This window comes from Streptococcus sp. HF-1907 (assembly GCF_015594605.1).
In the GTDB taxonomy this organism is placed as follows: Bacteria; Bacillota; Bacilli; order Lactobacillales; family Streptococcaceae; genus Streptococcus.
The window spans coordinates 89,975-115,921 of sequence record NZ_JADNQT010000003.1 but is presented as its reverse complement, the minus strand read 5'-3'; the positions used below and the strand labels follow the sequence as shown (position 1 = coordinate 115,921).

23 protein-coding genes are annotated in these 25,947 nt (G+C 45.3%); 18 read left to right on the top strand and 5 right to left on the bottom strand.

Translation table 11 applies throughout. The features are described 5' to 3' along the window. Nucleotides 1-45: 45 nt before the first annotated feature. The 16 genes from IYQ92_RS03420 (at nucleotide 46) to hisE (ending at nucleotide 17,708) form a co-directional block, all read left to right on the top strand. A complete protein-coding gene (locus IYQ92_RS03420) occupies nucleotides 46-1,899 on the top strand; it encodes a proline--tRNA ligase (RefSeq protein WP_195675347.1) in 1,854 nt (617 codons plus the stop codon). A gap of 464 nt (nucleotides 1,900-2,363) precedes the next feature. Beyond that, nucleotides 2,364-3,083: a glycoside hydrolase family 73 protein gene (locus IYQ92_RS03415; RefSeq protein ID WP_195675346.1), complete on the top strand. Its 720-nt coding sequence runs from the start codon at nucleotides 2,364-2,366 to the stop codon at nucleotides 3,081-3,083. Nucleotides 3,084-3,579: 496 nt separating this feature from the next. Continuing rightward, entirely contained in the window at nucleotides 3,580-7,983 is a 4,404-nt protein-coding gene (locus IYQ92_RS03410; protein ID WP_195675345.1) for a PolC-type DNA polymerase III, read from the top strand. Nucleotides 7,984-8,096: 113 nt separating this feature from the next. Further along, nucleotides 8,097-8,522 carry a MarR family winged helix-turn-helix transcriptional regulator gene (locus IYQ92_RS03405; RefSeq protein ID WP_195675344.1) on the top strand — a complete coding sequence of 142 codons (426 nt, stop codon included), beginning with the start codon at nucleotides 8,097-8,099 and terminating at the stop codon, nucleotides 8,520-8,522. Between the two features lie 170 nt (nucleotides 8,523-8,692). Further along, nucleotides 8,693-9,238, top strand: coding sequence for an NADPH-dependent FMN reductase (locus tag IYQ92_RS03400; protein WP_195675343.1), 546 nt, complete (start codon nucleotides 8,693-8,695; stop codon nucleotides 9,236-9,238). Between the two features lie 104 nt (nucleotides 9,239-9,342). Beyond that, complete coding sequence (locus IYQ92_RS03395) at nucleotides 9,343-9,957, top strand: nitroreductase family protein (protein WP_195675342.1); 615 nt, start codon at nucleotides 9,343-9,345, stop codon at nucleotides 9,955-9,957. A 489-nt stretch (nucleotides 9,958-10,446) separates the two neighbouring features. Then, a complete protein-coding gene (gene hisC / locus IYQ92_RS03390) occupies nucleotides 10,447-11,493 on the top strand; it encodes a histidinol-phosphate transaminase (protein ID WP_195675341.1) in 1,047 nt (348 codons plus the stop codon). Further along, complete coding sequence (locus tag IYQ92_RS03385) at nucleotides 11,493-12,470, top strand: ATP phosphoribosyltransferase regulatory subunit (protein WP_195675340.1); 978 nt, start codon at nucleotides 11,493-11,495, stop codon at nucleotides 12,468-12,470. Before hisC ends, IYQ92_RS03385 begins: the two co-directional genes overlap by 1 nt. Continuing rightward, nucleotides 12,463-13,110: an ATP phosphoribosyltransferase gene (gene hisG / locus IYQ92_RS03380; protein ID WP_195675339.1), complete on the top strand. Its 648-nt coding sequence runs from the start codon at nucleotides 12,463-12,465 to the stop codon at nucleotides 13,108-13,110. Before IYQ92_RS03385 ends, hisG begins: the two co-directional genes overlap by 8 nt. Continuing rightward, nucleotides 13,107-14,387, top strand: coding sequence for a histidinol dehydrogenase (gene hisD / locus IYQ92_RS03375; protein ID WP_195675338.1), 1,281 nt, complete (start codon nucleotides 13,107-13,109; stop codon nucleotides 14,385-14,387). Before hisG ends, hisD begins: the two co-directional genes overlap by 4 nt. A gap of 1 nt (nucleotide 14,388) precedes the next feature. Then, a complete protein-coding gene (gene hisB / locus IYQ92_RS03370; protein WP_195675337.1) occupies nucleotides 14,389-14,973 on the top strand; it encodes an imidazoleglycerol-phosphate dehydratase HisB in 585 nt (194 codons plus the stop codon). 1 nt (nucleotide 14,974) lies between these two features. Then, nucleotides 14,975-15,601: an imidazole glycerol phosphate synthase subunit HisH gene (hisH, locus tag IYQ92_RS03365; protein WP_195675336.1), complete on the top strand. Its 627-nt coding sequence runs from the start codon at nucleotides 14,975-14,977 to the stop codon at nucleotides 15,599-15,601. Next, nucleotides 15,579-16,298 (top strand): 1-(5-phosphoribosyl)-5-[(5-phosphoribosylamino)methylideneamino]imidazole-4-carboxamide isomerase, encoded by a 720-nt coding sequence (gene hisA, locus IYQ92_RS03360; RefSeq protein WP_195675335.1) that lies wholly within the window; start codon nucleotides 15,579-15,581, stop codon nucleotides 16,296-16,298. The genes hisH and hisA overlap by 23 nt, the downstream gene beginning before the upstream one ends. A 2-nt stretch (nucleotides 16,299-16,300) precedes the next feature. Beyond that, a complete protein-coding gene (gene hisF, locus IYQ92_RS03355) occupies nucleotides 16,301-17,059 on the top strand; it encodes an imidazole glycerol phosphate synthase subunit HisF (protein ID WP_195675334.1) in 759 nt (252 codons plus the stop codon). Then, on the top strand, nucleotides 17,056-17,382 hold the full coding sequence (hisI, locus tag IYQ92_RS03350) for a phosphoribosyl-AMP cyclohydrolase (RefSeq protein ID WP_195675333.1): 327 nt from the start codon (nucleotides 17,056-17,058) through the stop codon (nucleotides 17,380-17,382). The genes hisF and hisI overlap by 4 nt, the downstream gene beginning before the upstream one ends. An 11-nt stretch (nucleotides 17,383-17,393) precedes the next feature. After that, nucleotides 17,394-17,708, top strand: a complete 315-nt coding sequence (gene hisE, locus IYQ92_RS03345) for a phosphoribosyl-ATP diphosphatase (protein WP_195675332.1) — start codon at nucleotides 17,394-17,396, stop codon at nucleotides 17,706-17,708. Nucleotides 17,709-18,572: 864 nt separating this feature from the next. On the opposite strand, the gene IYQ92_RS03340 is transcribed toward hisE, so the two are convergent. Then, nucleotides 18,573-19,307 carry a PHP domain-containing protein gene (locus tag IYQ92_RS03340; RefSeq protein ID WP_195675331.1) on the bottom strand — a complete coding sequence of 245 codons (735 nt, stop codon included), beginning with the start codon at nucleotides 19,305-19,307 and terminating at the stop codon, nucleotides 18,573-18,575. Nucleotides 19,308-19,373: 66 nt separating this feature from the next. Next, a complete protein-coding gene (locus tag IYQ92_RS03335) occupies nucleotides 19,374-21,275 on the bottom strand; it encodes a heavy metal translocating P-type ATPase (RefSeq protein WP_195675330.1) in 1,902 nt (633 codons plus the stop codon). Between the two features lie 93 nt (nucleotides 21,276-21,368). Between IYQ92_RS03335 and IYQ92_RS03330 the strand changes: the two genes are divergently transcribed. Further along, nucleotides 21,369-22,151 (top strand): MerR family DNA-binding transcriptional regulator, encoded by a 783-nt coding sequence (locus tag IYQ92_RS03330; protein ID WP_195675329.1) that lies wholly within the window; start codon nucleotides 21,369-21,371, stop codon nucleotides 22,149-22,151. A 133-nt stretch (nucleotides 22,152-22,284) separates the two neighbouring features. On the opposite strand, the gene def is transcribed toward IYQ92_RS03330, so the two are convergent. Then, nucleotides 22,285-22,899, bottom strand: coding sequence for a peptide deformylase (gene def / locus IYQ92_RS03325; protein WP_195675328.1), 615 nt, complete (start codon nucleotides 22,897-22,899; stop codon nucleotides 22,285-22,287). Between the two features lie 76 nt (nucleotides 22,900-22,975). Then, complete coding sequence (locus IYQ92_RS03320) at nucleotides 22,976-23,620, bottom strand: cyclic nucleotide-binding domain-containing protein (RefSeq protein ID WP_195675327.1); 645 nt, start codon at nucleotides 23,618-23,620, stop codon at nucleotides 22,976-22,978. Nucleotides 23,621-23,728: 108 nt separating this feature from the next. Here IYQ92_RS03320 and IYQ92_RS03315 point away from each other — a divergent pair, with 108 nt between their 5' ends. Then, nucleotides 23,729-24,904: an MFS transporter gene (locus IYQ92_RS03315; RefSeq protein WP_195675326.1), complete on the top strand. Its 1,176-nt coding sequence runs from the start codon at nucleotides 23,729-23,731 to the stop codon at nucleotides 24,902-24,904. Between the two features lie 43 nt (nucleotides 24,905-24,947). Here the strand turns inward: IYQ92_RS03315 and IYQ92_RS03310 are convergent, their stop codons facing one another. Further along, nucleotides 24,948-25,928 carry a Gfo/Idh/MocA family protein gene (locus IYQ92_RS03310; protein WP_195675325.1) on the bottom strand — a complete coding sequence of 327 codons (981 nt, stop codon included), beginning with the start codon at nucleotides 25,926-25,928 and terminating at the stop codon, nucleotides 24,948-24,950. Nucleotides 25,929-25,947: the final 19 nt, after the last annotated feature.

Genomic DNA, 25,947 nt, shown 5'->3' with positions numbered 1-25,947 from the left:
AGGAGCGGTGCTCTGCTATTGGCTAGCAGCATCGTATCTCAAATTATGAAACAATCTAAAATGCTTATCCCAACGCTTCGCGAAATGCCAAGCGATGCTCAAGTTATCAGCCATGCGCTTATGATGCGTGCTGGTTACGTTCGTCAAGTCTCAGCGGGTGTCTATGCCTATCTTCCACTGGCTAACCGTACCATTGAAAAATTCAAGACCATCATGCGTCAAGAGTTTGATAAAATTGGTGCTGTGGAAATGCTGGCGCCAGCCCTTTTGACAGCTGACCTCTGGCGTGAGTCAGGTCGTTACGAAACTTACGGTGATGACCTCTTCAAACTCAAAAACCGCGACCAATCAGATTTCATCTTGGGTCCAACTCACGAAGAAACCTTCACCAGCTTGGTGCGTGATGCGGTCAAATCTTACAAACAATTGCCGCTCAACCTCTACCAAATTCAGTCTAAATACCGCGACGAAAAACGTCCTCGTAACGGACTTCTACGTACCCGCGAATTTATCATGAAAGACGGTTACAGCTTCCATAAAGATTACGAAGATTTGGACGTGACTTACGAAGATTACCGTAAGGCTTATGAAGCTATCTTTACCCGTGCTGGGCTTGATTTCAAGGGTATCATCGGTGATGGCGGAGCTATGGGTGGTAAGGACAGTCAAGAATTTATGGCAGTTACACCAGCTCGTACAGACCTTAACCACTGGTTGGTTCTTGATAAATCAATCGCTTCACTTGATGAGATTCCTGAAGATGTCATCGAAGAAATCAAAGCTGAGCTATCATCTTGGTTGGTATCTGGTGAAGATACCATTGCTTACTCAACAGAATCAAGCTACGCTGCCAACCTTGAAATGGCAACTAACGAATACAAACCATCAACTAAAGTAGCGACTCAAGAAGAAGTGACTAAAGTTGAAACACCAAACTGCAAATCAATCGATGAAGTCTCTGCTTTCTTGAATGTTCCAGAAGAACAAACCATCAAAACCCTTCTATTCATGGCAGACAATGAGCCAGTCGTTGCTTTACTTGTCGGTAACGACCAAGTTAACGATGTCAAATTGAAAAACTACTTGGCTGCTGACTTCCTTGAACCAGCAACCGAAGAAGAAGCTGTTAAAGTCTTTGGAGCAAACTTTGGTTCGCTCGGTCCAGTGAATTTGCCAGAAAACGTGAAAATCATTGCTGACCGCAAGGTTCAAGATGTTGCTAATGTCGTTGTCGGTGCCAACGAAGACGGTTTCCACTTGACTGGTGTCAATCCAGGACGTGATTTCACAGCGGAATACGTTGATATTCGCGAAGTCAAAGAAGGCGAAATCTCACCAGACGGTAAGGGAACACTTAAATTTGCGCGTGGTATCGAAATCGGACACATCTTCAAATTGGGAACACGTTACTCAGATAGCATGGGTGCAACCATTCTTGATGAAAATGGTCGAGCTGTTCCAATTGTTATGGGATGCTATGGTATCGGCGTTAGCCGTATCCTGTCAGCCGTTATCGAACAACACGCTCGCCTCTTTGTGACAAAAACACCAAAAGGTGCTTACCGCTTCTCATGGGGAATCAATTTCCCAGAAGAATTGGCACCATTTGATGTGCACTTGATTACCGTTAATGTCAAAGACGACGAAGCACAAGCCCTAACCGCTCAAATCGAATCTGATTTGATGGCTAAAGGCTACGATGTCTTGACAGACGACCGCAACGAACGTGTCGGCTCTAAATTCTCAGACAGCGACCTCATCGGTCTTCCAATCCGCGTCACAGTTGGTAAAAAAGCTTCAGAAGGTATTGTCGAAGTGAAAATTAAAGCTACTGGCGACTCAATCGAAGTCCATGCTGACACGCTTATTGAAACATTGGAAATTTTAACTAAAAAATAGTGAGCGAAGAGCTTCACATCCCTAGAGAACCGATTTGGTTCTCTTTTTTATGGCAAAAAGCAGAGCGCTGATTTGATTATGGAAAAGTATCTTACTATTTGTAGCCCTACGAAAAGCTCATGCAGACCTACAATTGCTTTTTCAAGTCTGCAAAATAGTTCCGTAGCCCTCCAAATAGCTTGTGCAGCTCTGCAAGTTATAATTGTAGTCCTACAACCGCCTCCTGCAAGCCAGCAAAACGTTTCTGTAGGGCTACAAAATTGATTAGCGGATTATTATTTGTCATTCATAGAAGAATGCAAAACTATTTCTGTGGGATTATGACTAGTCGTTGTCTATTACCAGAAAACTTATCTTCCTACCCTATGCTAAAGTTGATTAAAGACCGTTGATGAATTATTTTCAAGCCAGTTTGATAGTAAATCTGATATAATGGACATATGTACAAGACAAATAGACATAAAATGACGAAAAGATTATCTAAAAAACAACGTCGTCTGCTTTTGCAGGTAATGTCTCTAATGACAGTTGTTGGGATTGGGGCGACAGCCTTGATTACTAAATTTCAATCAACGCGGGCAGACACTCAGACCGAAGTAGTGACAGACAGCACTGCTTCATTTATCAATAGTATCGCTGGAACAGCTAGTCAAATCGGTCAAACTTATGACCTTTACGCTTCTGTTTTGATGGCGCAAGCTATTTTAGAATCAAATAGCGGTCAATCTGAGCTGGCTTCTGCGCCTTACTATAATCTTTTTGGGATTAAGGGCGACTACAATGGCAATTCGGTGACCATGAAGACTTGGGAGGACGATGGTTCTGGCAATACCTACCAAATTGATGCGGCTTTTCGTGCTTACGGTAGTTATGCCGAGTCTCTCTATGATTACGCGGCTGTTTTGAGCTCATCGACCTATGCGGGCGTTTGGAAATCCAACACAAGCTCCTACCAAGATGCTACGGCAGCCTTGACAGGACTTTATGCCACAGATTCTAACTATGCGGCTAAGCTAAATAATATCATTGCGACCTATAATTTGACTGCTTATGACACAGCTAGCGCGGCAACAAGCAGTGCAACGACAAGTGGGACTGTGTGGAACAGTCACCGTGGCACTTACACGGATACAGCAACCTTAGCAGAAGACGAAGCCTGGGCTACGCAAGCACAATCAGAATAAAACATCAACGCTCAGGTCATGCTTGGGCGTTGATGTTTTATTCTGATTGTGAACAATTACTTGAAAAATGGTGTCGGAGCTATTTTGTGAAGGTCAGTCGAGGGGTCGTCTGCCATTTTCCAGTTTTCCGCAGGACCAACTTCCGGGTCGACTGAGCTTTTTCGCGAACAAAGTGAGCCAAACCTGATATTTTCGCAGTAAGTGGTATTATCAGTGACAAGGAAGTGTCACTGATAACGGAATCTTTGAGAGAGTAACAGTCCAGCGGACTGTTACTGCCTGAGCCTAAAAATAAAAAGGCGAAGGTAGCTAGGTAAGTTGCCATAGCGATTACCGTAGTTTATCAGTGATTGTTAATCGCTGATAAACTTGCTACGCTGGAAAATATCAAGAACCAATTTTGAAGATAATGAGCTGTTTCTAACGGCTGACATGAGAAAAGTGTCAAAAGTTTCAATTTGTGCTAAAATAGAGAAAGTAATTTCAGGAGAAAAGTATGTCAGATTTGTTTGCAAAACTTATGGAACAGATTGAAATGCCGCTTGACATCAAGACGTCGAGGGCTTTTTCATCTGCTGATATTTTAGAGGTCAAGGTGCACTCGGTCTCTCGCCACTGGGAGTTTCACTTTACTTTCCCAGAGATTTTGCCGATTGAGCACTATCGCGAGCTGCATTACCGTCTCATCAAGACCTTCCAGCAGGCTGATATTAAGGCGACTTTTGACATCAAGGCTGAGACCATTGATTTTTCAGACGAGCTTATTTCTGCTTACTATCAAGAAGCTTTTGAGCACGCTCCTTGCAACAGCGCCAGCTTCAAGTCCTCTTTTGCCAACCTGTCCGTTTCTTATGATGGGGAGAAATTGCTGATTGCAGCACCGCAATTTGTCAATAACGACCATTTTCGTAAGAATCATTTGCCAAATCTGGCAGAGCAGATGCGCCAGTTTGGTTTTGGCAAGCTAGCTATCGACATAGTTTCAGACCAGGTCAAAACGCAGGAAATGAAAGAGTCCTACGATGCCAAGCGCGAGCAGATTATCGAAAAAGCCAACCAAGAAGCAGTGCAGGCTATCGAGGCGCAGAAGTCCTTGGAAGCTTCCATGCCACCGCCAGAAGAAGCACCGCAACCAGCCTACGACTTCAAAGAACGTGCCAAACAACGCCAAGCTGGCTTTGAAAAAGCTGAAATCACACCCATGGTCGAGGTCACCATGGAAGAAAACCGCATCGTCTTTGAGGGGATGGTCTTTAATGTTGAGCGCAAGACCACCCGAACTGGTCGCCATATCATCAACTTCAAGATGACCGACTACACTTCATCCTTTGCTCTGCAAAAATGGGCTAAGGACGACGAAGAACTGAAAAAATACGACATGATTACCAAGGGTGCTTGGTTACGCGTGCGTGGAAATATCGAAAATAACCAGTGGACCAAGACCTTGACCATGAATGTTCAGGATGTCAAGACCATTGTTCACCATGAGCGCAAGGACCTCATGCCAGAAGGGCAAAAGCGGGTTGAGTTTCATGCTCACACCAACATGTCCGCTATGGATGCCCTGCCGACTGTTGAAGACTTGATTGACACAGCAGCCAAGTGGGGACATCCAGCTATTGCTATCACTGACCATGGCAATGTGCAGAGCTTCCCACACGGTTATCACAGAGCTCGCAAGGCTGGTATCAAGGCTATCTTTGGTTTGGAAGCTAATATCGTTGAGGACAAGTCTCCGATTGCTTACAATACCAAGGACATGGACTTGCACGAAGCGACCTATGTGGTTTTTGACGTGGAAACGACAGGACTTTCTGCAGTCAACAACGACCTGATTCAGATTGCGGCGTCTAAGATGTATAAGGGCAATATTGTTGAACAGTTTGATGAATTTATTGATCCAGGGCATCCGCTGTCTGCCTTTACAACTGAATTGACGGGGATTACCGACAATCATGTGCGTGGCGCCAAGCCCATTTTACAAGTCCTCCAAGAATTTCAAGCCTTTTGCGAAGGGACCATCCTAGTTGCCCACAACTCGCCTTTTGACGTGGGCTTCATGAATGCTAATTACGAGCGGCACCATCTGCCCCTCATCATGCAGCCAGTCATTGACACGCTGGAATTTGCCCGCAACCTTTATCCGCAGTTTAAACGTCATGGTTTGGGACCTTTGACCAAGCGTTTCCAAGTGTCTTTGGAACACCACCACATGGCCAATTACGATGCCGAGGCGACAGGGCGCCTGCTCTTTATTTTCTTGAAAGAAGCGCGTGAGAATCGTGGTATCAACAACCTTGCTGATTTGAATGACAGATTGATTGCATCGGATTCTTACCAAAAAGCGCGTGTCAAGCATGCGACCATTTATGTGCAAAACCAGACTGGGCTCAAAAATATTTTCAAACTGGTCAGCCTGTCTAATGTCAAGTATTTCGCAGGTGTGCCCCGTATTCCGCGTTCTGTCTTGAATGAGTATCGCGAGGGACTTCTTTTAGGAACAGCTTGTTCGGAGGGTGAAGTCTTTGACGCGGTCATTACAAGTGGTATCGACAAGGCTGTTCAAGTGGCGGAGTATTACGATTTTATCGAAGTCATGCCTCCAGCTATCTATGTGCCATTGCTAGCGCAGGGAACAATCAAGGACGAGGCGGGCATTCAGCAAGTCATCCGAGATTTGATAGAAGTCGGGCGCCGTCTCAATAAGCCAGTCCTTGCGACTGGAAATGTCCATTACATCGAACCAGAACAAGAAATCTATCGGGAAATCATTGTCCGCAGTCTTGGACAAGGTGCCATGATTAACCGAACTATCGGTCGTGGCGAAGGTGCTCAACCGGCGCCGCTACCTAAAGCACATTTCCGCACGACCAATGAGATGATTGACGAGTTTTCATTTTTAGGTGAAGACTTGGCTTATGAACTGGTTGTGACCAATACCCAAGCTTTCGCTGAGCGTTTTGAGGATGTAGAAGTGGTTAAAAAAGACCTCTACACGCCTTTCATCGACCATTCGGAGGAAAAGGTTGCCGAGATGACCTATCAAAAAGCTTTCGAGATTTATGGCAATCCCCTACCTGACTTGGTGGACCGTCGAATCGAACGTGAGCTCTCGTCCATTCTTGGTAATGGCTTCGCCGTGATTTATTTAGCGTCGCAAATGCTGGTGCAACGGTCTAATAAGCGGGGCTACTTGGTTGGTTCGCGTGGATCTGTTGGGTCTAGTTTTGTGGCAACCATGATTGGGATTACCGAGGTTAATCCTCTGTCACCTCACTATGTCTGTCCAAACTGTCAGCACAGCGAATTTATCACAGACGGCTCAGTCGGTTCAGGTTATGATTTGCCTGATAAAGACTGTCCTGAGTGTGGTACACGATATACCAAGGATGGGCAAGATATTCCTTTCGAGACCTTCCTAGGTTTTGACGGGGACAAGGTTCCCGATATTGACTTGAACTTCTCTGGGGATGACCAACCGTCAGCTCACTTGGATGTTCGTGATATTTTTGGTGAAGAATACGCCTTTCGTGCGGGTACCGTTGGTACGGTTGCTGAAAAAACAGCCTTTGGATTCGTCAAAGGTTACGAACGTGACTACAATAAGTTTTACAACGATGCTGAGGTTGAGCGCTTAGCCATGGGAGCCGCAGGCGTCAAACGCAATACTGGTCAGCACCCTGGTGGTATCGTTGTTATTCCAAACTACATGGATGTTTATGATTTCACGCCGGTGCAATATCCCGCCGATGATGTGACGGCTGCTTGGCAGACTACCCACTTCAACTTCCACGATATTGATGAAAACGTCTTGAAACTTGATATTCTGGGACATGATGACCCGACTATGATTCGTAAGTTGCAGGATTTGTCTGGGATTGACCCTAAAGCCATTCCAGCTGATGACCCTGATGTTATGGCGCTCTTCTCTGGCACCGAAGTGCTCGGTGTGACTGAGGAACAAATTGGCACACCAACTGGTATGCTTGGAATTCCTGAGTTTGGGACTAATTTTGTTCGCGGAATGGTCAATGAAACCCATCCGACAACTTTTGCGGAGCTCCTGCAATTGTCAGGACTATCCCACGGAACGGACGTGTGGCTTGGTAATGCCCAAGATTTAATCAAGGAAGGTATTGCCACCCTATCGACCGTTATCGGCTGTCGTGATGACATTATGGTTTACCTCATGCATGCGGGTCTGGAGCCTAAGATGGCCTTCACCATCATGGAACGTGTGCGTAAAGGGGCTTGGCTCAAGATTTCTGAGGACGAACGCAACGGCTACATCCAAGCTATGCGCGACAATAACGTGCCTGATTGGTACATTGAGTCCTGTGGAAAAATCAAGTACATGTTTCCAAAAGCCCATGCGGCAGCCTATGTTCTCATGGCCCTTCGTGTGGCTTACTTCAAGGTGCATCATCCGATTTATTATTACTGCGCTTACTTCTCCATCCGTGCCAAAGCCTTTGAGTTGAGCACCATGTGCGCAGGTCTTGAAGCGGTTAAGGCGCGTATAGCAGATATTACCGAAAAACGCCATCGCAATGAAGCCTCTAACGTGGAAATTGACCTCTTTACGACACTCGAAATTGTCAATGAAATGCTAGAGCGTGGCTTCAAATTTGGCAAACTTGATTTGTATCGCAGTGATGCGGTCGAATTTCTCATTGATGGCGACACCCTCATCCCGCCATTCATTGCTATGGATGGACTTGGGGAAAACGTTGCTAAGCAGATTGTCGCTGCGCGTGAAGAAGGCGAATTCCTATCTAAGATGGAACTTCGTAAACGTGGTGGCGTTTCAGCGACCTTGGTTGATAAAATGGATGAGATGGGCATTCTCGGCAATCTTCCAGAGGATAATCAGCTCAGTCTGTTTGATGATTTCTTTTAAAGGATAAATCTCTGCTTGCTCTCAGGCAGAGATATTTTTGCTTATGGCTTGAAAATACAACTAACTAGTGATAAAATAATAACAGCAATAAAAGACACGACCAAGGAGGCTGAATGGCAGAATTTAAGAATGCAGCAGTAAAATCAATGGTTGTTATGCGCAAGGCATTTCGTACTATTGACAATAAAGTTTCAGAATCGTATGGCCCTCACAATCTAACAGCGACTCAGTTTGGCGTTCTCGATGTGCTTAATGCCAAAGGGTCAATGAAAATTGGCGAACTCATCAATAGCATGTTAGCAACGTCAGGCAACATGACGGTTGTCATTAAGAATATGGAGAAAAAGGGCTTGATTACCCGTGAAGCCTGTCCTAACGACCGTCGTGCTTTTATGGTAAGTCTGACAGACCAAGGAAAAGCCGTTATTGATTCGGCACTTCCTGACCATATTGAGCGCGTGGAAGAAGCTTTTTCAGTTCTAACTGAGCAAGAACAAGAGCAGTTGATTGAGCTTCTAAAAAAATTTAAAAATCTCTGAGCATTCCAATTGATATTATTACGATATAGTAATATACTAGAGCATGTAGCTGAGAGATGTATAAAATAAAAATACAAAAACTTAACTAACAGCGCAACTTTAGAAAGAGGAACGCCATGTCATTCTGGACATCACTAAAAAATATCTTTAAAAAAGAAGAGGAACAACCAATGAAAAACGTATTATTTGTAGTCGGATCACTTCGTGAAGGATCATTCAACCACCAAATGGCTCAACAAGCAGAAAAAGTTCTTGAAGGTAAAGCAAACGTTACTTACCTTGATTGGAAAGAAGTGCCATTGATGAATCAAGACCTTGAAACACCAGTACTTCCTGCTGTTCAAGCCGTTCGCGATGCTGTTAAGGCTGCAGATGCTATCTGGATTTTCTCACCAGTTTACAACTTCTCAATCCCAGGTACAGTGAAGAACTTGCTTGACTGGTTATCACGTGCGGAGGACCTTTCAGATACAACTGGTAAATCAGCTATTGACTCAAAAGTAACAACAGTTTCACTTCTTGCAGGTGGTGGTCAAGAGCAAGCAGCAGCTATCTACCGTGACTTGTTGCCATTCATCCGTACAAACTTTGTGGACGAATTGACTTTGGCTAAAATCAACGATTCAGCTTGGGCAGATGGTCAATACGTACCAACTGACGAAGTCCTTGACAGCCTCAACAAACAAGCAGCAGCAGTATTGGCAGCTGTAAAATAATCTGAGAAAAGCATTCTTTAGTGAGCATATCACTTGAATGCTTACTCTTTTACTAATATACTACTATATAGTGTTAATATAATTATTTTAAGGAGACTAACCACATGTCATTTGTAGAAGCATTGAAAAACCGTCGCTCAATCTACGCACTAGGCCGTAATGTTGACGCATCAAACGATCAAATCGTTGCCCTTATCAAGGAAGTTGTTCGTGAATCACCATCATCATTCAACAGCCAAAGCTCACGTGCTGTTATCCTTTTGGACGATGAAGTATCAGCATTCTGGAATGAATTGGTAGCAACAGATCTTGAAGCTACAATGAAAAAACAAGGTGTTCCTGCAGAAGCTATCGAAGGAACTAAAGCTAAGTTGGCAAGCTTCGGTGCTGCTAAAGGTACTGTTCTTTTCTTCGAAGACCAAGATGTTGTTAAAGGTCTCCAAGAAAACTTCCCATTGTACGCTGAAAACTTCCCATTCTGGTCAGAACAATCAACTGGTATCGTTTCAGTGAACACTTGGACTGCGCTTTCAGCTGACCTAGGTCTTGGCGCAAACTTGCAACACTACAACCCAGTCATCGATGCATCAGTAGCAGCTAAATACGGTGTTCCAGTTAACTGGAAACTCCGTGGTCAATTGAACTTTGGTTCAATCGAAGCACCAGCTGATGACAAAGAATACATGGCTGACGAAGACCGTTTCAAACTATTTAACTAATTTCTAAATATATTAAACTCCTAATTTATAAAATATTCCTAATAACTTTTCAAACAAGAGACGCTCCCTCATCCATCAAAGGGGCGTTTTATGTTGCCTAAAAATAGGTATAATAGTTAATGCTATCAGATAATTTTGAACATTTTGATAAAACACTCAATTTTCACTTGCCAAATCCATTTTTTTTGTTTACAATAATTCCAATACAGAAAACGTTGAGAGAAAAAGTTTAAGACAACAGACAGAGAGCGCCTAGGGGTGAGATAGTGTGCAATCCTTAAACGACACATTCTTGAGTGCGCAGGCGAAAGGGCGACTGATTAGTCTGCGACGGGTGGTTCCGTTAATGACCCGAAGTCACGTACTTCATGAGAGAGTGTCTGGTGACAGTCACTCTAAATTAAGGTGGAACCACGTTTTAAACGTCCTTGCAAAAAGTTATTTTTTGCGAGGATTTTTAATACTCTCAAAGATTAGGAAGGACTAGCTATGATAAGAGGACTACGACAAATTGATGCCTACGTAGCGGGTGCTCAGCCCCAAGGCGACAAGATGATTAAATTGAATACCAACGAAAATGCTTACTGCCCAAGCCCTAAGGTTTTAGAGGCCTTAGCCCATTTTGATGGTAATAGCTTGCGCAAATATTCAAGCCTAGACCAAGCTGCGCTCCGTGAGGCATTATCTAAGCAGCTTCAAGTTCCAGCAGACCAAATCATCGTCGGAAATGGTTCAGATGACATCTTATCTATGGCCTTTCTTGCTTTCTTCAATGATGACTTACCAGTGCTCTTCCCAGACTTGACTTACGGTTTTTATAAGGTTTGGGCAGACCTTTATCACATCAATTATCATGAAATCCCGCTTAATGAGCAATTTGAGATTAAAGTGGCGGACTATATTGCGGATAATGGTGGCATAGTCCTTACAAATCCTAATGCTCCGACAGGCATCTTCAAGCCCTTAGATGAGATTGAAAAAATCATTCAAGCTAATCGGGACGTAGTGGTGGTTGTGGATGAGGCCTACATCAATTTTGGCGGGCAGACAGCTTTGCCTTTGATTGATAAATACGATAATCTCTTCATCACGCGTACTTTCTCAAAAGATGCTGCTCTTGCTGGTTTGCGGGTTGGTTATGGTATCGGCAGCCCTAAGCTCATGGCGGTCATCAATGCTATCAAGAACTCTGTCAATCCTTATAATGTTGATGCACTTGCTGAAAAGTTGGCTACAGTTGCCGTGGAGGATTGGGAATACTATGAGGGGACTTGTCAGCAAATCATGGCAACACGTGATTGGTTCGCACAGGGATTATTAGACTTGGGCTTTGAGGTCTTACCGAGCCGGACCAACTTTGTCTTGGCTAAGCCTCAGACAGTTAGCGCCAGCTATTTGTTCCAAAAATTAGAAGAAAAAGAAATCTATGTCCGCTACTTTTCAAAGGTGGTGAGACTTAAGGACTACCTCCGCATCTCCATCGGGACGCAGGCGGAAATGGAAGAGGTATTAGCAGAAATTGGAGGGATTTGCTGATGAAGAAGACGACCTTGCCTCAGGGCATGCATGATAAATTATTTAAGCGAGCGCGGGTGACTTACAAGATTGAGCATGCTATCAGCGATTTGCTCATGGAGAAGGGCTTTAATCGCATTGAGACGCCAACTTTGGAGCACTTTGAGGTCTTTTCTGACCAAGTGGTGCCAGACAATTACAATCTTTTTGACCATGAGGGACAATTGTTGAGCTTGCGTCCTGATATTACGAGTCAAATCGGACGTGTCATTGCTTCAACACGAGTGGAGACACCAGTTACATTTTCATATTCTGGAAAAGTCTTTCACTACAATGAAGAAATGCGTGGTTTGACTAACGAACACAGTCAAGCCGGTGTTGAAATCGTTGGTTTCCCAGTCCAAGAAGCGGTTGAGGAAGCCTTGGTATCAGCCAATGAAGCTTTGATAACAGCCAAGGTTGGGCATTACAGTTTTGAATTATCGCATGCAGCTGTACTACAAACGATTTTTGAAAGTTTGAACTTGTCCAAGCAAGAGAGAGTTCTTCTGAGAGAAGCCATTTTGGAGAAGAATATTACCAGACTCAAGGAATTTACCTTGGCACATCCAAGTGAATTTGATGGTTTTATCAGTCAGCTTCCTTTCTTGTTCGGCGATTGGAAAGAAGTACTGGAGCAGGCGCACAAGCTTATCAATCATCAAGGTATTTTATCGGCACTTTCTGATTTGGAATTGACCATCTTACGCTTGGGTGACCGTCTGCCTAAGATAACGCTTGATTTGGGGCAATTACCAACGGTGCCCTACTACACTGGGCTTATGTTTAAGGTCTTTGGCGACAAGGTGTCTGATGCCTTTGTTTCAGGTGGGCGTTATGACGAGCTCTTTGAACGTTTTGGTGCCAAGGAATTGACAGCTGTTGGTTGGGCTATTGATATTGACTCGGTCTATCAAGCGGTGCATGATAGTTTTGAAAGTGAGGTGGCGCATGACTAAGCCAGTAACTATCGCTCTGACTAAAGGGCGGATTGAAAAATCGACGATTGACTTGTTGGAAAAAGCTGGTTTTGACATGACTTTCATGGCAGATAAGGGGCGTCATTTGATTTTTGATAGCCCAGACGGCAAATTTCGATTTCTCTTGGTCAAGGCTCCTGATGTGACCACCTATGTGCGTCATGGGGTGGCTGACTTGGGAGTAGTCGGTAAAGATGTCCTCATCGAACATCCGACGGGCTATCTTGAAATGTTGGATTTGAATTTTGGTCTTTGTAAATTTGCGGTGGCTTCAACTGCTGACTATGACTCGTCTGACCATAAGCGCAAGCGCATTGCTACCAAATACCCGACCGTGGCAAAAAATCACTTTGCTCAGAAGGGTGAGGATGTGGAAATTATTTCCATCCAAGGGTCGGTTGAGATTGCGCCTGTCATCGGGCTAGCGGATGCCATTGTCGACATCGTGGAGACTGGCTCAACCCTTGTGGCTAACGGTCTAGAAGTTTACGAAGATATTTGTCGGATTTCAGCTCGGCTTATTGTCAATAAGGCTGCGCTGAAAAATAATGCAGCAGTTTTGACTTTCATTAAGACTTTGGAGGGCTTAGTGGGAGATAGAGAGGTGGCTTTCAAATGAAGCGATTAAGTGGAACAAACCAAGAAATTTCAGCCATTTTGGCGCAAGAACAGCTGGAACTCAGCCGTCAAAATGAAGATGTCGAAGCAATCGTGCGTGACATTATCGAGGCGGTTAAGACTCGTGGTGATGAAGCTTTGCGTGAATACAGCAAGCGGTTTGATGGCATTGATTTGACTGACTTTGAAGTGGGTCAGGATTTGATTGACCAAGCGTTTGAAAATGTGGATCCAGCAGTCTTGTCAGCCCTTGAAAATGCCAAGGCTAATATCGAATCTTATCACCGCCAGCAGTTGGAGACTGGATTTGAAGACCAACCTTCTGACGGGGTCATCCGTGGACAAATGATTCGTCCTATCGAGCGTGTGGGGGTTTATGTTCCAGGTGGAACGGCAGCTTATCCGTCATCTGTCCTCATGAATGTTATTCCAGCCAAGATTGCGGGTGTCAAGGAAATCATTATGATCACACCACCGCAGGACACATTTGTGCCAGCTATCTTAGTTGCGGCAAAACTTGCTGGTGTGGACAAGATTTACCAAGTTGGTGGCGCTCAAGGGGTTGCAGCGCTAGCTTACGGCACAGAGACTATTCCCAAAGTCGATAAAATCACTGGACCTGGTAATATCTTTGTAGCGACAGCCAAGAAGCAGGTCTATGGACTGGTCGGTATCGACATGATTGCGGGACCTTCAGAGATTGGCGTTATCGCTGACAGCTCTGCCATTCCTAAGTATGTTGCAGCTGACCTCTTGTCTCAGGCTGAACACGATAAAAGAGCGCGAGCTATTTTGGTAACAGATTCGGAAGAATTGGCAGAGCAAGTAGAAGCTGAAATTGACCGCCAACTTTTGGACCTTCCTCGTCAAGAAATCGCGCGTGCGTCTGTGGAAAATAATGGACGTGTCATCATCGCACCAGATGCGGACAGTATGTTTGATCTCATGAATCAAGTCGCCCCAGAACACTTGGAAATCGCTATGGAAAATGCCTATGACTACTTGGACAAGGTGGAAAATGCAGGTTCAATTTTCCTTGGGCACTACACCAGTGAACCAATCGGAGACTACTATGCGGGTGCCAACCATGTCCTTCCGACAACAGCGACCAGCCGCTTCTCATCAGCTCTAGGTGTGCACGACTTCGTCAAACGCATCCAGTACACCCAATACAGCAAGGCAGCCATCAACGCATCAGAAAAAGACATCACAACCCTAGCCTACGCAGAAGGTTTGCAAGCCCACGCCAAGGCTATTGAAGTCAGAAACGAGGACTAACATGAGACAAGCATCAATCGAACGAAACACTTACGAAACAAAAATCAAGCTCTCGCTCAACTTGGATGCGCAAGAGCCTGTTGACATTCAAACTGGGGTCGGCTTTTTTGACCACATGTTGACCCTTTTTGCACGCCACTCTCGCATTTCCCTTGTGGTGAAGGCGGACGGTGACCTTTGGGTAGACAGCCACCACACGGTGGAAGATGTGGGCATTGTTCTTGGGCAGGCTATCAAGGAAGCCCTCGGAGACAAGGCTGGTATCAACCGCTACGGGACTGCTTTTGTACCTATGGATGAAACGCTTGGTATGGCTAGTCTTGACCTATCTGGACGTAGCTATTTAGTCTTTGACTGCGATTTTACCAATCCGACCCTAGGCAATTTTGATACGGAGTTGGTGGAAGAATTCTTCCAAGCCCTTGCTTTCAATGTTCAGATGAATCTGCATTTGAAGATTCTTCATGGGAAAAATAATCATCACAAGTCTGAATCTCTCTTTAAAGCAACTGGTCGGGCCCTCCGCGAAGCCATTACCCTAAACCCTGAGATTCATGGTGTTAACTCAACCAAAGGGATGCTCTGATATGAAGATTGTGGTGATTGATTACGACGCGGGGAACACGGCAAATGTCCTGCGGGCGCTGAGACAAATTGGCTTGGAGGCGGTCTTGTCGGCGGATGCTGAGGTTATCGCTCAGGCAGATGGCTTGATTTTGCCGGGTGTGGGCGCTTTTGCAAGCGCAATGGCAGAGCTGGACAAACGAGGTTTGGTGCCTGTCATCAAGCAAGCAGCGGCAGCGGAGACGCCCCTCTTAGGCATCTGCCTAGGTATGCAAATCTTGGTGGAAACTGGTTTAGAATACGGTAAGACAGCAGGTCTGGAGCTCATTCCAGGTGTCTGCCGTCCTATTGAAGCCAAGGCCGGCTACCCAGTGCCTCACATGGGTTGGAATGATTTGAAAGTGGCGCAAGAAACAGAATTGACAGCTGGTCTTGACGGTCAGTCGGTCTACTTTGTTCATTCTTACTTCACAGATGTTCCGCAGGAATTTATCGACGTGACAGCAGATTACAGCCTAGCGGTGCCAGCCATGATTCATAAGGATAAGGTCTTCGGCGCTCAATTTCACCCTGAAAAATCTGGTGAGGTTGGCTTAGGCATTCTAAAAGCATTTTCGGAGGTGGTTTATGCAAATTCTTCCAGCAATTGATATTAAGGATGGTCAGGCGGTTCGTCTCTTTAAAGGTGACTTTGCCCAGAAAACAGTGGTCAATCCTGACGTTTTAGAACAGGCTCGCATTTTCAAGGATGCAGGGATTGATTTCATTCACGTGGTGGACTTAGATGGTGCGCTGGACGGTTGTGCTACTAACCGCGATTTAATTGCGACGCTCAAGGTGGCGACGGGTCTCGGCGTTGAGGTCGGCGGCGGCATTCGCACGCTGGAGCAGATTGCGGATTACCTTGCGGTTGGCATTGACCGTGTTATTATCGGATCCATGGCAGTCAAAAATCCAGCTTTTGTTAAAGCTGCGCTGGAGCAGTTTGGAGCAGACAAGATTGTGGTCGGTATTGATGCCAAAAATGGCTATGTGGCAACAGAAGGCTGGCTGGAAACCAGTACAGTTGACTACATCAGCTTGGCCAAAGAAATGGAAAAAATGGGTGTCACACTCTTTGTCTACACAGATGTTGACCGTGATGGCACTCTGACTGGACCAAATATTGAACACTACAAGCTCTTGACAGAAAAATTGACCACAGCCAAGGTCATTGCTTCTGGTGGAATCGCAAGCAGTCGTGACCTTGAAGAGCTCAGCCAACTTGACCTAGCGGGTACCATTATTGGTAAAGCCTACTACAATGGTAATATCAGCTTGGCAGAGTTGAAGGCGTTTGGAGGCTAGTCATGTTTAAAAAACGAATTATTCCATGCTTGGATGTTAAGGATGGGCGTGTGGTTAAGGGCGTCAATTTTATCAATCTGACGGATGTCGGTGATCCTGTGGATTCAGCTCGTGCTTATTATGAAGCAGGTTGTGATGAACTGGTCTTTCTAGACATTACCGCAACGCATGAAGAACGTGACACGACAGTCGATATGGTGCGGCGCGTGGCTGAACAGGTCTTTATTCCTTTTACAGTTGGCGGTGGTATTCGCACGGTTGAAGACATGAATAAAATGCTCAAGGCAGGAGCAGACAAGGTGGCTGTCAATTCCTCAGCGCTAGCCAATCCCCAGATGATTGCAGATTGCGCGCAGAAGTTTGGTAGCCAGTGTGTTGTGGTGGCTATCGATGCCCGCAAGGAAGAAGACGGCACTTGGCATGTCTATGTAGCTGGTGGCCGCAAGGATACGGGGCGTGATTTGATTGAGTGGGCGCGTGAGGCGGTGAGCCTTGGAGCTGGCGAGATTCTCTTGACCTCCATGGACAAGGACGGCACCAAGTCGGGCTTTGACATCGACATGCTCAATGCCGTGGCTAGCGTGGTTAATGTCCCTATCATCGCGTCGGGTGGTGCAGGCACTATTGACCACATGGTGGAGGTCTTCCAGCAGACTCCTGCGACTGGAGCGCTAGCTGCTTCCATTTTCCATTATGGGGAAATTGCTATCGCTGATACTAAGAAAGCTATGGCAGAAGCAGGTTTGGAGGTGCGATTATGACAGCTATCAAACTAGATTTTGACAAGCAAGGCGGTTTAGTTCCTGTTATTGTGACCGACCATGAGACCAAGCAAGTCCTCATGCTGGCCTATATGAATGAGGAAGCATTTCAGTTGACCAAAGAGACCAAACAAATGCACTACTGGAGCCGCTCCCGCAATGAAATTTGGCACAAGGGTGCAACCAGCGGTCACTACCAAGATGTGGTCAGTCTGAAGACAGATTGCGACCAAGATACGCTCTTAGCAGAGGTTGTTCAAACAGGAGCTGCCTGCCATACTGGAGCTTATTCCTGCTTTTTCAATACTATTGACCTCGACTAGAAAGGACGATTATGTTAGAAACATTATACAAAGAAGCACAGGACCGAAAAGCCAATCCTAAGGAAGGGGCTTATACCAACTATCTATACAACAAGGGCTTGGATAAAATTCTCAAGAAAGTCGGCGAAGAAGCAACAGAGGTTGTCATCGCAGCCAAAAATGCAGACAAGGACGAAATTGCTAACGAAACAGCAGATGTTCTCTATCACCTAGCCGTCATGCTGGTTGAAACTGGCGTAACACTAGATGATGTAGAAACTGTCTTACAAGCCCGCCAAGGTAAGCAAAGTAACATCCACGACCGTGCGGAGATTACGGATTATTAGACAGAAGAAATATCCTCAAAGTTAATGCGTACTAGTCTCATTTTTGACAGTGAGACAGCATTTTGTTAGAATAATAAAAAGGTGCTGAGCTCCAACTCAACACCTTTGTAGAACTGCTTAACAGTGGTTCACAGTGCTTAGATTAAAAATAACCGTCAGAACTGTGTCAAAGTTGTCTGACGGTTATTTTTTGTCCACGATTGCTAAGATAATAACGATTATTAAACTAAGCAAGCCTAGTAATAAACTTACAAAAGCTATGATAACCATTACGACTTCAGCTGACAAAATGCTCCTCCTTCCTAATAGATTTGCTACTTACTCTCATAAGCATCACCTCCCATCAGAAACTTCGGAACCAGCGTCATAACAGGTCTACACTAAATTATTCGTAATAGAGTTACAAAATTTCTCTGGATAGAGATAGCGCTACCTTCTCCGAATCATAAAATATATCAGTTATCTAGATAGTCAGAGAGCCTACCCCGGCTGTTTCGTGTATTTATGGCTTATTGCTAAGTGGGAAAGTTCGTCTCTCATGTTGTCAGGCTGCTGTAGATTTGCAGGAAGCCGTCTCATGTGTTGTCGGGTTGCTGCAAGCCTGCAGGAGCCCGTCTCACGTGTTGTCGAGTTGTCGCAAACTTGCAGGAAGTCGTCTCAGTTGTTTCCAGCTAGCCTAGAAGTTTAGGGGAGTCTTGGGAGTCCGTCTCATCTGTTACCGACTTGCTCAGAAAGTTAGGGGGCCTGTCTCAGCTCTTGCCGAACTTACTAATTCTTTGATGCAATCAATAAGCTAGTTTTTCTTAAAAAGCCTACAAGAAAACCACCAGCAAGACTGGTGGTCAAACAGTTTAGTGACTTGGTCTAAAGAATCATATCCTCCGTAATGCCAAACTCGTCTAGCAATGCCTGAATGCGTGGGAATTCCAAGCGGAAGTGGTCGAGTTTGTGTCCGTCTGAGCCGATGGAGTATTTCTGGTAGCCAAGGTCTCGTAATAACTCCAAGGCGTAGTGGTAGAGGTGTTCGTGGTTGTAGAGGTACATGGACTTGCTGTTGAGCTCAAAGGCGAGGTTGTGGTCTATCATTTTTTGGAAAATGCTGCGGAGCTGGTCTTCATACTGACTCATCTCTTCTACCGAAAGGTCAAATTTGCGAAAGCCATAGTCGAAGTGGGCTAATACATGAGCATCAACGCGTCCGATAGCATATTCTAGCATGGGCAGGTATTCCTCGATGACGGCGAATTTATCCATATCAGCCACTTCGTCGTCCAGGTAGTCATTGACACCGTTGTGGTGGACGGAGAGGAGTTTGAGGTCAAAGTCCTTGTCAGCCAAATAGGCTAGGATATCATTTTCTCGGGGTTGATAGTAGCCAATTTCAATCCCTTTTTTGATACGAGGACCGTAAGTCTCAGTCAGCTCTGCAATTTTTTTGCAATAAGCCTCATAATTAGGAACATCATCCTGACCCGAGTAGGGGTTTGACAGGTCGAAGTGTTCGGTCGTGACGATTTCGCCGTCAAAATGGTCCAAGTAATCTTCAAAGTTGGCGTCAGCATCGTAGGAAAAATAGGTGTGTAAATGATTATCGCGCATGGCAAGACCTCCTTTTTCCCTTATTTTAGCAAGATGTAGAAGCAGGGTCAAGCCAATTTCTTCTCCTTATTTTTTCAAAAGACGAAGCGTGTTGAGGAGGACTAGTAAGGTAGACCCCTCATGGAGGGTGACACTGGCAAGCACGGACAGATTTCCCCAGAAAGTTAGACTAACGAGGAGAATAACCACGAGGAGAGAGAAAATGAGGTTCTGAGCGACATTAGCCTTGAGGCGTTTTGAGAGTTTGTGAGCTAGGGCTAGTTTGCTGAGGTCATTTTGCATGAGAACGACATCGGCAGTTTCGATGGCGACATCTGTCCCGTCCCCCATAGCAATACCGATATCTGCGGTCACTAGGGCTGGTGCATCGTTGACACCGTCTCCCAGCATGGCAATCATGCCGGTACTTTCTTGCTCTTCCTTGATGACGCGTGCCTTGTCTTCTGGCATAACGTTTGCGACAACGTGGTCAATTCCTAGCTCGCGTCCGATAGCTTGTCCGGTCAATTCAGCATCGCCGGTAATCATGATAGTCTTAACACCGGCTGATTTGAAGTAATCGATGGCAGCCATGGCTGACGCTTGCGGACGGTCTTGGATGGCAATGTAGCCGCCTACTTCATCATCAATAGCAACGAAGATAAGGGTTCTACCAAGGCTTTCTTCCTTAGTTCTGATGGCTGTCCACTCTTCTGAAATAGAAGCGAAGCTGGTTGGTTTCCCAATTTGATAGCAGTGGCCCTCATAATCAGCCACGATCCCTTGTCCCAAGCGGTTTTCGATGGTGATTGCAATCTCATCCTTGTCTTCTTCAAAACGGTCAACAATGGCTTGGGCCAGTGGGTGATTAGATTGTTTTTCCATAGCAACGATGAGCCCCAGAAGTTTATCTTCATCCAAGCCCTGCTTTTTAAAACCAAAAGAAACCACTTGAGGTTTGCCTTCGGTCAAGGTGCCCGTCTTGTCAAAAGCTATGGCTTTGAGGTCGCTGAGGTTGGCAAGGAAGCTACCGCCCTTGAAGAGGACACCCTGCTTAGCTAGGTTGGAAATACCTGCCAAGGTCGCTGGGACAGCAGAAACCGCAAGGGCGCAAGGTGAGGCAGAGACGAGAAAGGTCAGGCTGGTCGCAAAGGTGTGTGCCCAGCTCCAACCAAGAAGGTTAGGACCAAGTGCTACAAGCAGAATGAAAATCAAGAGCACAGCCTTAACATAGTAGGGGTCCACTTGCCGAATACGACTGGCGGTTGGGGAAAGCTGACTTTGAGAACTCTCAACCAGTTGCAAAATCTTTGAAAAGACAGTGTCGGAGCTGTCCTTGGTCACTTCCATGATGAAGCTAGTGTTGCCGTTGATGGTGGCACCGAAAACGTCATCGCCGATAGTTTTTTCACGCGGAATAGACTCGCCACTGATATTGGACTCGTCGATAGTTGCCTCGCCTTCTAAAATACGACCGTCAGTAGGAATTTGCCCACCGTTTAAGACTTGCACGCGGTCGCCGATGGCTAGTTGGTCAACGGTGACGATTTCCACCTTGCCATTAGCAGTCAAGCGACGGGCTTCGGTTGGATTGAGTTCGAGTAATTTAGTGATTTCACGTTGGCTGCGCCCTTCGACATATTCTTCCAGAAAATGAGCGCCAGCAAAGATGAAAATCAAGAGGGCAGCTTCACTAGCTTCCCCCAAAAGCACAGCACCGACAGCAGCCATGGTCATGAGGATATGGGTGTTAGGAATGAAACGCTTTTGCCTGCGACTTTCCTTGATGGTATCCTCAATGCCCTCCCACATGACATGATAGCCTGAGACCAGCATGGCAAGGGTAGATAAGATTTGCTTGCTGCTGGCATTTAGGGGCAGGATAAGTCCTAGAAGGAAGATAATAATACCAGAAAAGTAAAGAATAACCTCGATAGGTAGTTTCTTACAGTCTTTATTTGTCACTGTTTCTTGATGGTTAGCGCACATGATGATGACCTCGTTTCTTTAGTCTTGTAAGGACTTGTCATCCTTGTTATACTTATACTATAAACTATACCGTCACAGTAAGGTCAAGCAAAAATGAAAGATTTCTCACACTTATTAACCATCGGGCAGTTGAGCAAGCTATCCGATATTCATGTCAAGGCGCTCCGCTATTACGAAAGCATAGGGATTTTAACCCCCAGTTTTGTGGATCCGGGAAATGGCTACCGCTACTATTCACACATGCATATCACCTATGTGCAGATCATCAAAATCTGCGCCAGCTATGGGCTACCGCTAAAAGAATTCACCAAGTACCTCATAGACGACCAGCAGATTGATATGATGGCTATCCTGAAAGCAGCAGGGCAGGAATTGGACCGACAGGCTGAGCAACTCAAAAAAGACCGAGATTATCTGAGAAATCTCGATCAGCAGGTGCAATTATCAGAACATTTGGACCACAGTCAGGAGCGGCATTTGGGGCATCAGGAAGAGTATTTTCTCCTGGTGGATTTTGACGGGGATATGTTGTCAAAGGCTTACTATCAAGCAGTTCGAGAGCAACTAGCTAATTTTGAAGAGCAGGGCATTCGTTATGCTGACCGCTTGGGCTGCTACTACGTCTATGAAGCTGAAGAGCTGCATCAGTATTTGGCTTTCAGGGTGTCCCCCATAGCAGATTTTCAGGCACATCAGATATTAGGCTTGCAGTACCAACACCTCCACGCCCAGCACATCAGCCAAGAGGCCATTCATGCCCAGCTTGACCATTATCATAAAGAACAAGGGCTGACCCGCTTTCTCATCCTAGAAACCTTTGAAAGCCCCTTGAAGTTAGCTGATCCGCATTTGGAATTGCGGTATTTTCTGGATTAGAGGATAAAAATAAGAGAGCGTGACAGAAATGGGTAAGATAAAGTCTTCGATTTCCTTGCCACGCCTTCGCATAGTTGAGATTCGTTAGACAAAATAAAGAGAGGTTAGGAATTTTTCCCAACCTCTTACAATACTATTCAATAATCAACATGCCATCTTTGATAGCAAATGGATTGTCTTTGTTGATGCGGTCGTAGAACATGATACCGTTGGTGTGGTCGATTTCGTGTTGAACGACGATTGAGTTGTAGCCCTTGAGTTTGATGCGGTGTTTTTCGCCAGTCTTGTCAAAGTATTCAACAGTCACGCGTGAGTGACGGACAACGTAGCCAGGCACTTCGCGGTCAACAGACAAGCAACCTTCGCCATCAGACAGCGCAGCATCTTGAACAGAGTGTGCAACCACTTTAGGATTGTACATGACTTCACGTAAACTGTAAGCTTCTTTGGGTGGATTGCCTTCTGTGTCTTCAGGATTTGGCACCAGAACAGCGATAATGCGTTTTGAGATATCCAACTGAGGTGCAGCGAGACCAACACCACCGCGCAAGCCCATTTTTTCAGCCATAACAGGGTCTTGAGAGTTAACCAAGAACTGCATCATTTTTTCCCCAAGAATTTCTTCTTCAAGTGATAGTGGGAAGGTCACATCTTCAGCCACCGCACGAAGCGTTGGGTTCCCTTCACGAATAATGTCATTCATATCAATCAAATGACTAGCTTTAGTAAGTTTTTTAATAACAGACATTGAGATTTCCTTTCGATTTGAGCAGATTCGCTTCCTCTAGTTTAGCACAAAAGGAGCGATAGATAAAGTTAGAGGGTCAGTCCTCGATGCGCCACCGTTCCAGCTCTTGCCGGTTTTTGATATGGTAATAGGGCTTGCGCTTCTCAAGGATGCCTTGGCTGGTCAGTTCACTCAGAACCCTAGTCAGATGTCGGTAGCTGACGCCGAAAGAATCCGCAAGGGGTGCCAATTCTAAACGGCAATAATTATCAGTCTCCACAGCCAAAATATGAGTTGCTAAGCGTTCCTTGACCGTGTAGGTCAGATTGGTAGAAGCACGAATATTTTGGTCGTAGAGCGACTGAGCCAAGCCCTGACCGAGTTTTAAGAGCACCCGTGGGTCTTGCAGAAGCTCTGCCTTTCTTCCCAAAAGAGGCAATTGAATCAGCCAAGAATCCTCTAAAGCAACCACCGATGAAACGGTCGTCTGGTCGGTGAAAAGCTCGATGTCACCAATCAAGGTAGGCTCCTCTTGAATGTTGAGGATGTATTCTTTGCCGTTGAAAAGCCTTCGAACGATTTTCAGTTTGCCTTTGATAAAGTAAGACAGAGCGACCAAATCTTCTCCCTGCTGACAAACGCTCTGACCAGCCTTGACCTTGGTCAACTGCAAGTCCTGAAAATAAGAAGTCGGAAAAATATTTTCCAGCTGATAGCCCTGAATACAGGTTTCTAAGTTCATTTTCAAAAATCCTTTGAAGCATTTAGGACATATGTCCTATTTTTCTTATCCATTAATGATTATACTCTTTTTATAGTGAAAAAACATAACAGAAACAAAGGAAAATACATGAAAAAGACAATGGAAAAGGTTAGTCTCTTATCGCTATCCCTGATGCTGGTCTCGACCTTCTCACCATCGACGGCTCTGCCTCAGATGATTACTCACTTTAAAAGTCAGGGAGTATCTGCTTCTCAGGTGGAATCACTTTTTTCAATCTCCTCATTCGCCATTTTAGGTATGCTGGTTTTAACGCCTTGGCTTAGCAAGGTCTTATCTGAACGCTTGACGGTCATCTGTGGTCTGGTCTTGATTGCCTTCGGCGGGAGTATGCCATTGGTCTGGCAGTCCTATCCCTTGATGCTGGTCTCACGGATTTTACTTGGAGTTGGGATTGGTTTTATCAATGCGCGAGCTATCAATATCATCAGCGAAAACTATCAAGGACAGGAGCGCGTGCGACTGTTAGGGCTCCGCGGTTCTTTTGAGGTTCTGGGAAATGCCATTTTAACAGCCTTGGTCGGTTTCTTGATTGCTTTTGGTTGGTCAAAGGCTTTTGTCATCTACCTTTTTGCTCTTCCTATTTTGGTGCTTTACCTAGCCTTTGCACCGCGTCATTCGGTGAAAAAAAGTGAAGATAGCGAGCATCCAAAGGCGCGCTTTACAGCAAAAGACTTGCTTTATATTATTGGGTTGGCTCTGCTAGCTGGTTTTGTTATTAATGTAAATAGCGCCAATAGCCTGCGTATCCCGGTTTTGGTGGACAGTCTCAAACTTGGAACAGCCAGTCAAGCTAGTCTCGCTCTCAGTGCCATGATGCTCATGGGAATTGTAGCTGGCGTTTGCTTTGGCCCTTTGATGTCAGGTCTGAAAAAATACTTGACGCCACTGGCACTCATTTTCTTTGCGGGGAGCTTGCTCCTCATCGCCAAGGCTCCTAACCTTTTGCTCCTAACAGCTGGAGCAATGTTATCAGGCTTTTTATACAGCTTGGTGGTGACCTCAGCTTTCACTTTGGTTTCTGAAAAAATGGCTGCGCCCCTGATTGGAACAGCGACAACCATCGTGCTTTTCTTCTGTAACTTAGGGGGAGCCAGCGCAGCTATTGTCCTAAAACTCTTCAAATACTTGAACCCAAACCCTAGTGCAGCTTTTCTTTACTATGCACTCATCAGTGTGGTGATTGGAGTTATTTATCTTCTCACACAGCTAGTGACAAGTCGTAAAACGTTCAAAAAAGCATGATGCTTCCTGTTGAAAGGAAACCCCATGCTTTTTTGTCTATCAATTACTCTTCTTCTGGGTAGGTAAATTTCCATTCTTTTCGCAGCTGGGTCATGATGGTCATGACGTCTTTGGTGTAGTCTAGGTACATACGGTTTCCGAGACCAGCAACAGCTTCTTCCATATCAGCAACTTCATACTGGAGGGCGTCTTGAGTTTGCCCTGATTTAATTACTTCTTGGTGTCCATCTTCGGTGTAGGTGATTACAGCCTCCTGTCCTCGAGGGTATTCAAATAGCTCGATATAAGCTTTATCATAGGCGATGGTAGCTCGTTTGGGCTGTTTAGCGTGAAGGCTAAGGCTGACGGTTGCCATTTCACCAGCTGAGTTTGATAATAGAATTCCAACTTGTTCATCGACACCACTTGGTGCAAATGTTACTTGTGAGCTAACTTGATTTGGACTTTCAGACATAAACCAACGGATGCAGGATAGGGCGTAAACACCAATGTCTAAAAGAGCTCCACCAGCCAAGTCACGATTAAAGAAGCGATTCGTCATGTCATACTCTTTATAGCTCCCAAAGTTCATCTGAATCATCTTAAGTGGACCGAAGTTCCCACTGTCTACTAAGCTTTTAAGTTGGCGATAGATTGGCATATGGAAAATGGTCATGGCTTCAGCAAGAACCACATGATTCTTTTCGGCCAGGTCAATAGCTTCTTGTAATTCATCGCTATTTAGTGTAATAGATTTTTCACAAAGTACGTGTTTCCCATTTGCTAGAGCCTTACGTAAGAAGGGAATATGTGTATTGTGAGGAGTAGAGATATAAATGATATCTACTCCGGGGTCTTCAAACACCTCATCCATCCGTTCGTAGACTTTTTCGATCCCGTACTTATTAGCAAAAGCTGAGCCCTTGTCATAAGTACGATTGGCTACAGAATAGAGCTTCTGACCGCGTGCCTGCAAAGCTTGCGCCAGCTCATTAGCGATAACTCCAGTACCAAGTGTTGCCCAGTTGTAATGTTTTTCAGTCATAATGACCTCCTATATGCTT